This is a genomic window from Bradyrhizobium sp. C-145, from assembly GCF_023375135.1.
Lineage (GTDB): Bacteria > Pseudomonadota > Alphaproteobacteria > Rhizobiales > Xanthobacteraceae > Bradyrhizobium > Bradyrhizobium zhanjiangense.
In genome coordinates, this window is the sequence record NZ_CP088150.1 from 8768775 (window position 1) to 8782025 (window position 13251).

Here is a 13251-nt window from a genome sequence, read left to right on the forward strand (position 1 = left end):
CTCTGAATCATGTGGGTTTGTTTCGGAGTTACCTCACTTGAATCGACGTGATGCACCCCCGACTCGACGGCCCCCACCCCGAGAGCAAACTAATCGCCACCTGCAATTGCTGAGAGCGTCCCAAGATACACGGGCTGCCGCGCGCTCTTGTTCAACACGAGCCGTTGCATCTCGCGCGATGGCGACGGAGCCAAGCACTTTGCCATCAAGCGCGAGATGCGCCGCGGGCCATTTCAAGCAGAGCTAACTGCTTCACGGAGCAGCGACCATGACAGCACACAAAAGCACCCCGTCCCCGAGCTTCAAAGATCGAGCTCTGTGAGCCCTGGGTGGTCTACGGGGCGCGGTCGTGAACGATCCCAGTGGAATTTGCGCTCAGATTCCTTGATCGGGAGATCATTGATACAAGCAAAGCGCTTCTCCATCAATCCATTGGCGGCGAACTCCCAATTTTCGTTCCCGTAAGAACGAAACCAGTTACCGCTATCGTCATGCCACTCGTAGGCAAACCGCACAGCGATCCGATTCTCCGTGAATGCCCAAAGCTCCTTGACCAGGCGATAGTCGAGCTCCTTCGCCCATTTGCGCCTAAGGAACGCAACTATTTCAGTGCGACCTCGGATAAACTCCGATCGATTTCGCCAGTAACTGTCCGGCGTGTAGACCAGCGCAACCCGTTCAGGATCGCAGGAATTCCAACCATCTTCGGCGCCTCGCACCTTCTGCGTAGCAGTCTCTCGAGTAAAAGGTGGAAATGGGGGGCGGGTCTCAGTCACGACGAATTCCTCGTTTTAGGTTTAGATTGAACAAAACGACGCAAGCTTGCTCGACAGACTTGCGAGGGGCCCTACGCGCTGCGCGGCTATGATTGCTATGCCTGTACGGCCTATTTCACCAAGGGCCCGTGGACAGCTGGCGCACCGTCCAGGCCCACGGTCGACCGTGATGAACCCGCGACGCGCACGACACTGGATCACCGTGTCGTGCTGGTTGCTAACCGGCCGCAGTGACCGTGTCGCCGATGCGCAACACTCCTCCTTTGATCACGGTAAGATAAATGCCGAGATGAATGTGACCGAAAAAGCGCATTAGCTCACGGGGGACATTGATGTCCCGGATTGCGCTGTCAGGATTGACCTCAGTGGCCGGACAACGGCGGGTCAGCCGCATGCCCCTACACCGAACGGCACCCAGCATTAGCTCGTGGTTTAGCCACTCGTTCTCCACCCACGGATCGAGTCCCTCGACGAGAATATTCGCCCGGAACCTGCGCGGATCGAGCCGCTCACCGATACGCGCTTCGAGGTCCCTAACCGAAGCCAGGTTAAGCACCGATACAGCGTGCATGAGCTCGGACGAGTGCACCCCGACGTCGGTGAAGCAAAGATTGGCCGCAGTGACGAGTCGCGGCTTCGATGATTTTTGATCTTCGGGAAGAAATCGCGCGAAGAACGCTTCGATCGCGGCGCGACCCTCGGCACAGTGGACGTCTTCCGACAATCTTTCAGTGCCGTCGATCACCGACAACAATCCGGTGCTGCCGTCGTAAGATGTTTTCAACCGCGCCAAGGCTTCCTGGCGTGCCAGCACCATGAACTCGAATTTGCTTAGCGGCTGAGGATTTGTTTCGTCAAACACGGTCGCAGGCAGCGCCAATGCAAATGCCCTGTCGCCTGACACACCTCGACCGGCTTGCAATGTCACCGAGTTGAGGGGCTCGTATGAGAGCCCCTTGATCGGGTATCTAGACAATCCTGAAACCTGAGCTGGCATGACGTCCACTTCGTCGCAGGGGGGCTATGCAGTGACGTATCTTGCCAATTCGGTGAGCGTCGTCCCGATAGCATCTGGCCTCACCCCCAACTCCTCAATGGGGGCGTTCACGTGATTGACCCAGAAGGTATTGAGGCCGAACGATTTGGCACCTGCTGCGTCCCACCCCCCGAACGCCGCAAACACGATACTTTCGCGCGGCAAATTGAACACAACCTCAGCCATCTGATAGGCGCGCGGGTCCGGCTTGTAAGCCTTCACGCGATCAGTGCTCAAAATGTGCTCGAATAGATCGAGGATGCCGGCGCTCTGGCTCATTTCCGTTAACATCTTGGGAGTCAGATTCGAGACGTAAGCCAGTCGGATCCCTGCTTGCCGCATCGATTTAAGCGCCTCGACCGCCTCTGGCCAAGGTTTCACGCGAAGGAAGGCATCCATGAATTTGTCGCGCGCGTCCGGCTTGAGCTCGATCTTCGCAGCCTTGAACGCGAACACCAACGCATCGTCCAGGATGTGCCAAAAATCTACATAAGTGTGGTTGAGTGTCCTGAGCCAGCAATACTCGAAGATTCGCGTGCGCCAAGCGCTGGCCAACTGAGTACCTTTGCCGGGAAAGATCTCATCAATTACCGCGTCAACCGAGAGCGGGTTGAATATCGTGAACGCATCGAATCCGATCGCCTTGGTTTTACCCACCGCCGTCTGCGCAAACGCGTCCGTGCCAAACACCTGCGCGGCTCCCCCTGCTGCAGCGGCCGCGCCGGTCATCCGCAACAAGTCACGGCGGGTCGTTGTTTTGGGCTCAATCTGACGGATCATCCGAGTTTCCATAGTTGCTCAGTCGTTGGAGGTCAGTGCGGGGCACAGCGATTGTAGGTCGGAGCACCTGTCCGTTGAGCCTCGCTTGTTGTTCATGGTGTTGAACGCGAATACGCGCGCGATCAGCTCAAGAGCTCGATAACATCGTACATACTAGTTGGTACAATTCAAGTATAAAGTTTATGTGGCGCGCTCCCCGGCGAGCACCCATTTCCCGAAGCGGTCTCTCGCCCGCCGATCAGCATCCGCGAGCTCCCTAGGCCGATTAACCCACTCGGGCGCTCCGGCATTGACCAATGGACCGGAATTCAGCCGTGATACGCAAACAGGTCGATTGGATCACTGAAGCCGCGCACCGGATATTCGCCGACGCGTTCGAGGTCGAAATCGCTATTGACGAAGTCCGCGAACGCGCGGGACAGCAGCACCGTTCGCCCCAGCTGTTTGGTGAGGGTTTCGAGACGCGAAGCCATGTTGACTGCCGGACCGATCACCGTGAAGTCGAGCCGGGTCTGTGACCCGATATTGCCGTACATGACGTCGCCGACATGGATGCCGATGCCGTAATTAAGCGGCTCACGGCCGGTTTCGCCGTTCTTTTGGTTCAAGTTAATCATGGCCTGGCGGGCCTCGGCCACGGCATGCAGCAGATTTGCGCAGGCCGACGCGTTGCTGAGCGGAAAGATGGCGAGCAGACCGTCTCCCATGAATTTCAGTATTTCCCCGCCATGTCGCGCAACCGGCTCCGACATCGCGTCGAAATAGCCATTCAGAAGATCAATCACGTCATCGCGCGGCCAGTTGTCGGAGATCCGGGTGAAATCACGGAGATCACAGATCATGATGGCGGCGCGTACGGTCGTTCCGCTTCCGCGCCTGGTGGCGCCAGCCAGAACGAGTTCACTGGCGTGCGACCCGACATAGGTTTCGAGCAGCGTTCGCGCCAGCTGGTTCTTCATGCGGATTTCGCTGACCAGCGCCAGAACGGGCAACAGCCGTAACAGGCCGGCGATATGCGCGTCGTCGAAACCTCCGGGCTGGCCGGTTGCAAAGGTCACAATATGCCGCTTGCCCAATGTATGGTACAGCGGCCACGCCACATAGTCAGTGAGGCCTTTCGCCCGCATCCTATCATAGAAGGCGTGCTTGCGGCTCAACGCGGGGTCGCGCTCCAGATTCTCGCGCACCTCGGCGGCCCCGTCATGGAGTTCGTTTGCGGGACTGTCGATGTAGTCGGAGCGCTCCCTGACATCGTAGTCCACTCTCCTAAGCTCGGCTTCGCGCATCCCGTCGGCCCACATGATCCGGGAGCCGAGCCACTGCGGATGGACAATCATGAGATGAAGCGTCGCTCGTTTGACCGGAACGCCCGCTCGCTGGAGCCGAAGGCACAGCTCAGCGAAAATATTGTCGAGGAAGCGCTCGTCGCGCGTGTCGTTTGTCAGCCAGTGCAGAACGTCGCTGTCCGCATGCTCTGTGACGTCATCGATGTTTGACGGCGCGTTCATATCTTACTCCTGAGTGGTGACCTGGAGCCGCTTGGAGCGGCCTGAAGTCACGACAAATCCCCTTACTTGTGAGGGGCTGCGGCGCCGGTTGGACCCAGCCGCGCGGCGAGGTGAACCGGGATGCGCAAAGTAGGCAGCCGCGGCGCTGGTTAGGTATTGGCAAGTTCGCCAAGTTTGATATCATAATTGCCATGCGCGTTCACATTCTCGCTCTCAATGGCGTGTTCGATACCGGCCTGGCCGCGGCACTCGACGCCTTCGGCACCGCCAACGCTTTGGCAGAGATGACCGGCCTTTCCTCGCTGCGCTTCCAGATGAAGGTGGTGGGCCTGCGCAAGATCATCACTACCACGCATGGCCTGAGCGTGCCGGTGACCGCGGCGGCGCGCGCGCAGACACCGGACGTGGTGTTGATGCCCGCCATCAACCACTTGAAGCCGGAACCGCTGGTACAGGCGTTGGCCAGCGACGAGGTGCGCGAGGCCGGCGCGATGCTGCGCAAATGGTCGGAGCGCGGCGCGCTGACCGCGGCTGCGTGCGTTGGCACGTTCGTGCTGGCGGAAGCGGCCCTGCTCGATGGCGAGGAGGCCACCACCACATGGTGGCTGGCGCCGCTGTTCCGACAGCGCTATCCGCTCGTGCGGCTGGATGAGTCGCGAATCATCGTGCAGTCCAACGCGGTAGTCACCGCCGGCGCGGCGCTTAGCCATCTCGACCTGGCGCTGACCTTGATCCGGCGCGCCAGCCCCGACTTGGCCAGCCTCACCGCGAAATACCTTGTGACAGATGTGCGCACCTCCCAGGCTGCGTACACGGTCGCCGACCACCTGGCTCACGCCGATCCGCTGGTGCAACAGTTCGAGCGCTGGGCGCGGCAACACTTGGCCGAGGGCTTCTCGCTCGACCATGCTGCGGCAGCGCTCGCCACCAGCAAGCGCACCCTGGCCCGACGGATGCAAAGCGTACTGGGCAAGACGCCCCTCGCTTACTTCCAGGACCTGCGGACGGAGCGCGCCGTGCATCTGCTCAAGACCAGCCAGGCCAGCGTCGACCAGATCGCCGCTGAAGTCGGCTATGCTGAAGGCGTGACTCTGCGCGCGCTGCTGCGTCGGAGGCTAGGTTGCGGCGTCCGCGAAATCCGCCGCAACCTCTGAGGACATTGCTCCAACCTGCCTGGCATGTCGGCCAAATTGGGCGAGTTCATTGTCCCATGCTGCACGGTCACATTTTCGGGCAGCAGACATCACACAACATCTCAGGCAAACCGGGGTTCTGTCGCCTTGTAGCTCGCGCGTCCCGGACCATCTGGTTGCTGATGCCGGTCAGTTCGACGATCTTCGCGGGGATCGGCCGCTGCGGATTGACGAGAGAGTGCCACTCGTCGACCACCTGATGGTTACGGACCTTGACCGCTCCGATTTCGGTGATGCGATCACCGGACGACCAGGCCCCTGTAGTCTCGATATCGACGACCACGTAGTCCTGCTCCGGGTCTAACCCGTAGTCCACGCGGCCGATCTCAACCGGGATGCCGTCGTTCTCCAGTTGGCGCAGGCGGATCAGTTGGTTGCGACGTATGGCGTCGCCTTCCGCCTTGACCTCGACGAATGACACCTTGCCGTCGCGCACGTGCATCAGGTCGGGGTGCGCTCGACACTCCAGCGGCGATCGAAGGTAGTCGCCTGCGCGGCGTCATTCTACATAAGCTTATGGAGGAACTGGCGACCAGCGAACTCGCCACGAACGGCGGCGAGGCGAGAGAACGGGCGCACCTGCTCTGTCAACAACTCGCGACGGACACGACCACGGGCGGCAAGCCCGATCCCGCTGAGATGGCGGAGACGGCTCTGGGGACATTCGCCCTCCCCGAATTGCAGCCATTCATTCATCGGTTCGCTTCGGAAGTGGCGTTGTACTGCGCGTCGACCGCGGGCGCCGGCGAATTGATTTCGGGGCGAGCGGATGCCATCGCCCGAGCGGACAATGGCGACCTGGTCGTGTTCGATTGGAAAAGTGACGTCGCGCCCAGTGAGCGCAACCGCTCCGCCTACAGAGAACAGCTCCGCCAATATCTGCGCGTACTTGGCGCGCAGCGCGGTGCGGTTGTTTACATGACTTCGGGCCGCACCGATTGGATCAGGGCGACCGATTAGGCAACCGGCGCGAAGATGGGCTCCCCCGCCCTTCGCGAAGCTCTCTGACTCCCCGCTACAGTTGCCCGGCATGAGGTCGTCCTGTGGGGGAGTGATTGACGTTCGGCCACCGGACAGAGACTTTCTGCACTCCACACGGAAGCTACTCGGGCCATCCCGATCGAATATGCGGCTCAATTGGGAAGGATTCGATGCTCTTCTCCTGTTTGATGCCTAGCCCAAGACTTAACTCCGATCACAGAGCCCATCGAGTAGTAGCCGGAACGAATTTGGGTTTGATCGATTCGTCCTGCACGAAGGATTTTCGATGCTGGGGCCCGCCAAGAGAAAGCCGTCGAAGATCCGCTCACTGCGCGGATGGGCGATTGATGTACTGGCCGAGGCGCATGCCATTCGGGAGTGCGAAGATCACGGCTGGATGCGAGATCGTGCCGATCCACATGCCCGAGAACGAGCCAATTCCATCGCGCGCCAAGAGCCCCCGCCAGGGGTCTCTCCAGACGCAGCCTCGGCCGCAATTTTGGAGGTGCTGGGGTCGATCGGCGACACTTGTCCCGAGTGCTCGCCCAGTAAGCCCATTGCACGGGCCGCCGGTCTTTGGCGGGCCGGGCACGACTAGACTAGCCCCGCGCACGCCGCAGCGCAGCGTCCAACCGCTCCTTTTCCTTTCGCCAACAGGCGTCTTCGGCCTTTACTGGATTTTCGTCTGCCTTTGATGATCGCGTGTGTCGTGCTATCGGCCCGCATTGTTAGCCATTAGGTTTTGTCGGAGCCTTACTTTGTCGATCTTGCCGAGCGAGGTGAGTGGCAACTCGGTAACGATGTGAACCTGCTTCGGTGTGTGGATCGCTCCTTTCAATGCTTTGACGTGAGCGACGATCGTGTCCTTTGTGATGTCGGATCCCGGTTCCACGATGACGGCAGCCGCGACCGTTTCGCCCCAATAGTTGTCTGGTAAGCCAACCACGGCGGCCATCTTTACTCCCGGACAGTTGGTCAGCGCATCCTCGACTTCTCGCGGATAGACATTGAATCCGCCGGAGATGATGAGGTCTTTCTTGCGATCGACGATGAACATGTACCCGCGTTCGTCCATGCGTGCGACGTCGCCGGTATGCACCCACCCGTCTCGAAGTGTTTCGGCGGAGAGTTCGGGTTGACGCCAGTAGAAATCCATCGCCGCCGGAGTGCGCGCACATATCTCGCCGGGCTCGCCAACCGGGACCTCTCGACCCGCGCTGTCCAACAGACGCACCTCGCAGTTCGCTACCGGCAATCCGCAAGACGTCAAGAGCTCCGGGACCAAGTGGTCCTGGCGCCGGAGCACTGAAATTGGGTAGCACTCGGTTTGACCGTATCCCTGTGACAGAATCGGCCCCAACCGATCAATCGCCTGCTGCAGCCTTTGCGGCGATGCCGGTGCCGCACCATAATAGATGCACTGAAGCGACCCGATGTCATTCCGGGCGAGTTCGAGGTGGTCCAGCAACGCGTACAGCATCGTCGGTACCAGGAATGTTATGTTGATCCGTCCCTTTTCAATCGCGTTGAAAACCCGGTCGGCTTCGAACTTTGATACCGTATGAACGGTTCCACCCCGATGCCAGGTAGGAAGTAGCATCGTTCCGCCTGCATGACTGTTCGGGGCGATAGCCAGATAGTGAGGGAGCTCCGGCAATTCGATATCGGCCAGAACGCTCACGCACGCGAAGGCGACCGCGTTTCGATTCGACCGAACTGCACCTTTGCTTCGACCAGTCGTGCCGCCGGTATAGTGGACAAGTGCGATATCATCGGGCTCGGCCAGATCGACCGCCGTGGTCGCGCCGCTATCCGCAGCGAGTTGCAACAGGTCGGGGGCGGCGTCAAAGGCGCCCAAAGAGAACAGTTTGACAGCGCTCCCGCATTTGGAGGCCAAATCTCTGCCACGCTCGGAATGCGTCGCAGTGGAGATGACGATGGCGGCCGATTCACTGTCCTCCACTTGGAAGGAATGGTCTGCAAGTGAACCCTTCGGATGGAGCCATGTGACGCTTAGTCCCAACCCTTGAGCTGCAACGGCGGTGCACCAGCTCTCCGCCGAATTCTCGGAGAGCAGGGCGACGCGCTCGCCTCGCTTAAGCCCACCGCGCGAAAACACCGACTGAATACGTCCGATCAAGTCTACCGCCCCAGCATAGCTGAGGGTCCCGATCTCGGATGAGAACGCTATCCGGTCGGGATATCTGCGCAGGGCGCGAAGTGTCTGGCCGGCGATGGTCAGGCCGCTGTGGATCGACAAGTTCATCGCAGTCCTCCCGTTTTGTCTTTGTCGGCTATAAAGTGACTTCAAAGTAAAATGGTCGACAAGCCTTTGTGATGCGCGAAATCAGCGCGGCCTGTGGTTCTAGTATGTCAGGTTTGGTCCGAGCGCGCCCTTATGGACTCTCGCAGATAGTCGGCGAACCGATCCGCCATTTCTTGTCCGCTGAAGGCGCCATCCGGTCGAAACCAGCGGGTCATCCAGTTCACCGATCCCATGTAGAAAAAGACAGTGAGTTTGGGATCGACTTTGCGGATGGATCCGTCGTCGACGCCTTTTGCAATGAGAGCCCGGAAACGACGATCAAAGCGGTTTCGGCCGGCTACGATCGTCTTCCTGTTCTCGGGCTGGAGGGCATCGAACTCCATCAACACCGCGGATGCGCCAAATTCGCCCGTCAGGAGTTCGACGTACCGGCGCGCGAGCGCCACCACCCGATCGAGCCCGTTGCCGGGCACGCTCTCCGCGTAGGTCATCGCCTGGGCGCCGAGCTCGTTCGAGATCTGGTGGCAGGCGTAGAGGATCTCTTCCTTGTTCTTGACGTAGTAGTAGAGGGCCGGCTTGGTGACGCCGAGTTCTGCCGCGATGTCGTCGAGCGAGGTATTGTAAAAGCCGCGCGCACTGAAGGCTCTGGCAGCCTTCCGGATCAGGGCAGCCCGCTTCGCTGCGAACTGGTCGTCGCGACTCTGACCAGCGTCTTTCCAGGCGTCAGCCCTTCGTGCAGGCAATTTTGTCTCCCTTCGTCCCGCGATTACCAGAAGGGACTGACTTAAACAATCAGCTAGGGGGGCGATCCGGTGCATATGTGCGTCCTCACGAGGAGACGGCGTACCCGCCGTTGACCGGATAGGTCTGGCCGGTGATCCAACTCGCCGCATCGGAGCTCAGAAAGAGGATCATGTTGGCGGCATCGGTCGGTTCACCCAGGCGGCGGATGACATAGCTCTTGAGCATTCGGGCCACCGCTTCATCACTGATGAGGCCGGACACTCCGGGCGTACGGATTCCCGACAGTGCAACGCAATTCGCGGTGATGTCCGACCGTCCAACGGCCTTGGCAAGCGCTCTCATGAAGCCGGCAGCTCCCGCCTTCGCGCCGGAATAGACCGCGAGGTGGGGTTCGCCCACGCGGCCCGCATCCGAAATTACTGTGGTGATCCGCCCATATCGTCGCGACATCATATTCGGCAAAGCCGCTTTGCAACAGTTCAAGACGCCGTAAAAATTGGTACCGAGCCAGGTGGCCCAGTCTTGCGGGCCGGTCTCCCAAAACGGCTTGATGTCCGCAACATCCTGCGTCGGGCCGGCATTGCCGGCATTGTTGACGAGGACATCGACAGGACCAAAAACCTCCTGCGCCTGCGCGAACATGTCCGCGACCGACTCGAGCGCCGTGACATCCGCCTGAACGGCGATGGCGGAGCCGCCCATCGCGCGAACCTCTTCGGCAACAGCCAGCGCCCGATCCAGATGGAAATCGTTGACCACCACGCCGCCGGCGCCGCTGGAAGCCAGGTGCAGCGCGGCCTGCCGGCCCACCCCCTGTCCTGCACCGGTGACGAGCGCGATGCGTCCCTTGAGGTCGAGGATATTGGTCATGAGTAGGCTCCTTCAAGATCGTGGTTGACTTTCTGTACAATTATTTTACTCTGAAGTAAATAGCGGAGAGCGAACGAAATGACGGAAGAGCTATCCATTCAACGACGCGCTGCGGCTGCCTGGTTCACGCTGAATCGCGCCAAGGAGTTGAACAGTCTGAGCCCGAACTTGTTGAAGGCCCTGGATCTTGGCCTCGCCGAGATGCTGGCGGATCAGTCAGTTCGGGCGATCGTCTTCACGGGCGCTGGTCGCGCGTTTTGCGCAGGCGCGGACCTCAAATTCCTTGAAACACTGCCTGATCACGAACGTGATGAAGCTACCGCAGCGTTCCTTCTGAGCGCGACAACCCTCATGTCGAGAATTGCAGCAAGTCCGAAACCGACGATTGCCGCGGTCAACGGGATAGCGGTCGGTGGTGGCCTGGAATTACTGCTGGCCTGCGACATCATCATCGCGGCACGTGGAGTATCGATCGGAGATGGTCACGCCAACTACGGTCTTGTGCCCGGTGCCGGCAGCAGCATTCGCTTGCCTCGTCGGATCGGAATCGGGCGCGCCAAACAACTTCTGTTCACGGGCGAGCTATTGCCTGCCGAGCGACTGGCGGAGTTTGGCCTCGTCAACGAAGTCGTCGAGCCCGCAGAGCTTCATTCGCGCGCCGATGCAATCGCCGACGCCATCGCGGCCAAAAGTCCGATCGGGCTCTCGCGCATGAAGCAGCTCGTCGAGCACGCCTTCGACATGTCGGAGGCGGCCGGCCTCGCGCTGGAACAATCTCTAAGCAATTTGCACACGAGGAGCTTCGACCGAAGCGAAGGTTTGGCGGCGTTCCGCGAACGCCGCAAGCCGAATTTCCTCGGCCGATAGCAGCCACTCCAGGGAGCAAATGTCATGAAGGAAGAAGTCTTTGTAGTCGGCGTTGGTATGACGCGCTTCGGCCGCTGGTTGGATCGGTCCCTGAAATCGCTTGTGGCCGAGGCCGTTATTCAGGCGCTTAAAGATGCCAACTGTCAGGCATCGGACGTTGAGGCCGCGTTCTTCTCGAATACGACCCAGTCGATCATCGAGGGGCAGCATCTGATCCGCGGTCAGATCGCCTTGCGAGAGATCGGGATCGAATCCATTCCGATCGTGAACGTCGAGAATGCCTGCGCCAGCGGTTCCACGGCCTTCTATCAGGCGATCAATCATCTTCGTGCGGGCGCTGCTGAAATCGCGCTCGTGGTAGGCGCGGAGAAGATGTACGACGTAGACCGAGTGAAGTCTGCGGCTGTCTTCGATGGCGGGTGGGACGTGCACGAGTCGAAGGCCCTTGCCGAGCGCCTCGTCTCGATCGGGGCCGGCTTCCCGACGCCGGCGGGGCGCGGGCCAGGGGTAGCAAGCCCGTTCATGGAGCTTTACGCGTCTCTTGCCAAGGGTCACATGAGCAAATTCGGCACGACCGAACGTCAGCTCGCGACCGTCGCCGCCAAGAACCACCGGCATTCCACGCTGAACCCGCTATCGCAATACCAGAACGACATGAGCGTCGAAGACGTGTTGGCGGGCAAGCTCATCGCCTGGCCACTCACGCTGCCGATGTGTTCGCCGATCAGCGACGGCGCCGCGGCAGCGATCCTCTGCACCAAGCGAGCACTGCAGCGACTTTCCAACGTCCGGCCGGTCAGCGTTATCGGTTGCGCTCTCGCCAGCGGATCCTCCCGTGAATGGACCGATGCCGAGGGACACATTTGTCGACGTGCAGCGGACAAGGCGTACGACCAGGCCGGTGTCGGACCGCAGGACATGTCAGTCGCGGAGGTGCACGACGCATCAGCGTTCGCAGAAGTCGTCCAGATAGAGAACTTGAGGTTCTGCGAAATCGGTGAAGGGGGGTCGTTTTCGGAGCGTGGCGAGACCGCATTGGGCGGCCGAATTCCGGTCAATCCGTCTGGAGGTCTCGAATCGAAGGGGCACCCGATCGGCGCCACCGGACTCGGTCAGATCTACGAACTCGTGCAGCAGCTCCGCGGCGAGGCCGGCGCCCGGCAGGTCGCGGACGCGCGTCTCGCGATCGCTGAAAACGGCGGCGGCTTCATCGGAGTCGAAGAGGCTGCCGCTGTTGTTACCATTCTCGGGAGATGAAGGATGATCCCCGAGAAACTGCGTCAAAGACTGAAGCTGCCGGTAATGGCCGCACCGCTATTTCTGGTGTCGGGACCGGACCTCGTCGTCGAGGCATGCAAGGCCGGCGTCGTCGGAGCATTTCCGACCCTCAACCAGCGAAAGGTCGAAGGGTTTGAAGCATGGCTGATCGAAATTCGGCGCCGTCTGCCCGACGAGAGCTCGGCGCTGTTTGCCCCCATGTTCGGGATTCATCGCACGAATCCACGCCAAGCGCCCGACTTGGCGCTTGCGATCAAGTACCAGGCTCCCATCGTCGTCACGACCCTTGGCATAACGCGCGATATTGTCGATGCGATCCACGCTTATGGCGGTCTTGTATTTCACGATGCGACGACGGTCAGACATGCGATCAAGGCGCTGGAAGCGAACGTGGATGGGATCATCGCGGTCACGCAGGGGGCCGGGGGTCATGCGGGGACATACAATCCATTCGCCTTCCTGGGCGAACTGCGGCCTATCGTCGGGAAGAAGACTCTCATCCTCGCCGGCGCGATTAGCAGTGGGCAGGCGATCGCGGGTGCGATCGCCGCGGGGGCCGACATGGTGTCGCTTGGAACGAGGTTCGTCGCGACCGAGGAGAGCATGGCTTCCCGCGGCCAGAAGGAAATGATCGTCTCCTCATGCATCGAAGATATCGTCTTCACGGATGAGATCTCGGGGATGGGAGCGAGCTTCCTCAAGCAAACCATCGAGAAATTCCGTCCGCCGGAGAGCGGGCCAGTTCAATTCAATGTGGCCGAGGAAATCAGTCCAAAGGTCTGGAAGGACTATTGGTCCGCCGGTCAGGGCGTGGGGGCGATCACCGAAATCGTGTCCGTCCGCACTCTCTGCGAGCAGCTCAAGGCCGAATACCAAAGCGGAGTCACCCGACTTGTCAGAGCCCAAGTCGGAGGACATGGCGAACTCATCACCCAGCAATAATACGCAAATC

The 13251-nt window shown here is 60.3% G+C and carries 14 protein-coding genes; 6 read left to right on the forward strand and 8 right to left on the reverse strand.

The window, feature by feature from the left end; all coding sequences use genetic code 11:
- Positions 1 to 302 precede the first annotated feature (302 nt).
- The 4 genes from LRP30_RS41280 to LRP30_RS41295 form a co-directional block, all read right to left on the reverse strand.
- Positions 303 to 776 carry a nuclear transport factor 2 family protein gene (locus LRP30_RS41280; RefSeq protein WP_249758527.1) on the reverse strand — a complete coding sequence of 158 codons (474 nt, stop codon included), beginning with the start codon at positions 774 to 776 and terminating at the stop codon, positions 303 to 305.
- 217 nt (positions 777 to 993) lie between these two features.
- Positions 994 to 1773 carry an MOSC domain-containing protein gene (locus LRP30_RS41285; protein WP_249758528.1) on the reverse strand — a complete coding sequence of 260 codons (780 nt, stop codon included), beginning with the start codon at positions 1771 to 1773 and terminating at the stop codon, positions 994 to 996.
- A gap of 24 nt (positions 1774 to 1797) precedes the next feature.
- Positions 1798 to 2592: a haloacid dehalogenase type II gene (locus tag LRP30_RS41290; RefSeq protein ID WP_249758529.1), complete on the reverse strand. Its 795-nt coding sequence runs from the start codon at positions 2590 to 2592 to the stop codon at positions 1798 to 1800.
- A gap of 308 nt (positions 2593 to 2900) precedes the next feature.
- Entirely contained in the window at positions 2901 to 4100 is a 1200-nt protein-coding gene (locus tag LRP30_RS41295; protein WP_249758530.1) for an adenylate/guanylate cyclase domain-containing protein, read from the reverse strand.
- A gap of 110 nt (positions 4101 to 4210) precedes the next feature.
- On the opposite strand from LRP30_RS41295, the gene LRP30_RS41300 reads away from it, so the two are divergent.
- A complete protein-coding gene (locus LRP30_RS41300) occupies positions 4211 to 5254 on the forward strand; it encodes a helix-turn-helix domain-containing protein (protein ID WP_346016197.1) in 1044 nt (347 codons plus the stop codon).
- 67 nt (positions 5255 to 5321) lie between these two features.
- Here the strand turns inward: LRP30_RS41300 and LRP30_RS41305 are convergent, their stop codons facing one another.
- Complete coding sequence (locus tag LRP30_RS41305; protein WP_249758531.1) at positions 5322 to 5735, reverse strand: VRR-NUC domain-containing protein; 414 nt, start codon at positions 5733 to 5735, stop codon at positions 5322 to 5324.
- 74 nt (positions 5736 to 5809) lie between these two features.
- Between LRP30_RS41305 and LRP30_RS41310 the strand changes: the two genes are divergently transcribed.
- The gene (locus tag LRP30_RS41310) at positions 5810 to 6253 is read left to right on the forward strand and encodes a PD-(D/E)XK nuclease family protein (protein WP_249758532.1); all 444 of its coding nucleotides are present in this window, start codon (positions 5810 to 5812) and stop codon (positions 6251 to 6253) included.
- Positions 6254 to 6560: 307 nt separating this feature from the next.
- On the forward strand, positions 6561 to 6872 hold the full coding sequence (locus tag LRP30_RS41315; protein WP_249758533.1) for a hypothetical protein: 312 nt from the start codon (positions 6561 to 6563) through the stop codon (positions 6870 to 6872).
- Between the two features lie 114 nt (positions 6873 to 6986).
- Here LRP30_RS41315 and LRP30_RS41320 read toward each other — a convergent pair whose 3' ends face one another.
- The 3 genes from LRP30_RS41320 to LRP30_RS41330 form a co-directional block, all read right to left on the reverse strand.
- Positions 6987 to 8540 (reverse strand): AMP-binding protein, encoded by a 1554-nt coding sequence (locus LRP30_RS41320; RefSeq protein WP_249758534.1) that lies wholly within the window; start codon positions 8538 to 8540, stop codon positions 6987 to 6989.
- A gap of 107 nt (positions 8541 to 8647) precedes the next feature.
- The gene (locus LRP30_RS41325) at positions 8648 to 9358 is read right to left on the reverse strand and encodes a TetR/AcrR family transcriptional regulator (RefSeq protein WP_249758535.1); all 711 of its coding nucleotides are present in this window, start codon (positions 9356 to 9358) and stop codon (positions 8648 to 8650) included.
- A 10-nt stretch (positions 9359 to 9368) separates the two neighbouring features.
- Positions 9369 to 10154 carry an SDR family NAD(P)-dependent oxidoreductase gene (locus tag LRP30_RS41330; RefSeq protein ID WP_249758536.1) on the reverse strand — a complete coding sequence of 262 codons (786 nt, stop codon included), beginning with the start codon at positions 10152 to 10154 and terminating at the stop codon, positions 9369 to 9371.
- A 78-nt stretch (positions 10155 to 10232) separates the two neighbouring features.
- Between LRP30_RS41330 and LRP30_RS41335 the strand changes: the two genes are divergently transcribed.
- Genes LRP30_RS41335 through LRP30_RS41345 form a run of 3 tightly spaced genes read left to right on the forward strand, consistent with a single transcriptional unit; the run spans position 10233 to position 13241 of the window.
- The gene (locus LRP30_RS41335; RefSeq protein ID WP_249758537.1) at positions 10233 to 11021 is read left to right on the forward strand and encodes an enoyl-CoA hydratase/isomerase family protein; all 789 of its coding nucleotides are present in this window, start codon (positions 10233 to 10235) and stop codon (positions 11019 to 11021) included.
- A gap of 24 nt (positions 11022 to 11045) precedes the next feature.
- Positions 11046 to 12278, forward strand: a complete 1233-nt coding sequence (locus LRP30_RS41340) for a thiolase family protein (protein WP_249758538.1) — start codon at positions 11046 to 11048, stop codon at positions 12276 to 12278.
- Positions 12279 to 12281: 3 nt separating this feature from the next.
- Positions 12282 to 13241 (forward strand): nitronate monooxygenase, encoded by a 960-nt coding sequence (locus tag LRP30_RS41345; protein ID WP_249758539.1) that lies wholly within the window; start codon positions 12282 to 12284, stop codon positions 13239 to 13241.
- Positions 13242 to 13251 lie beyond the last annotated feature (10 nt).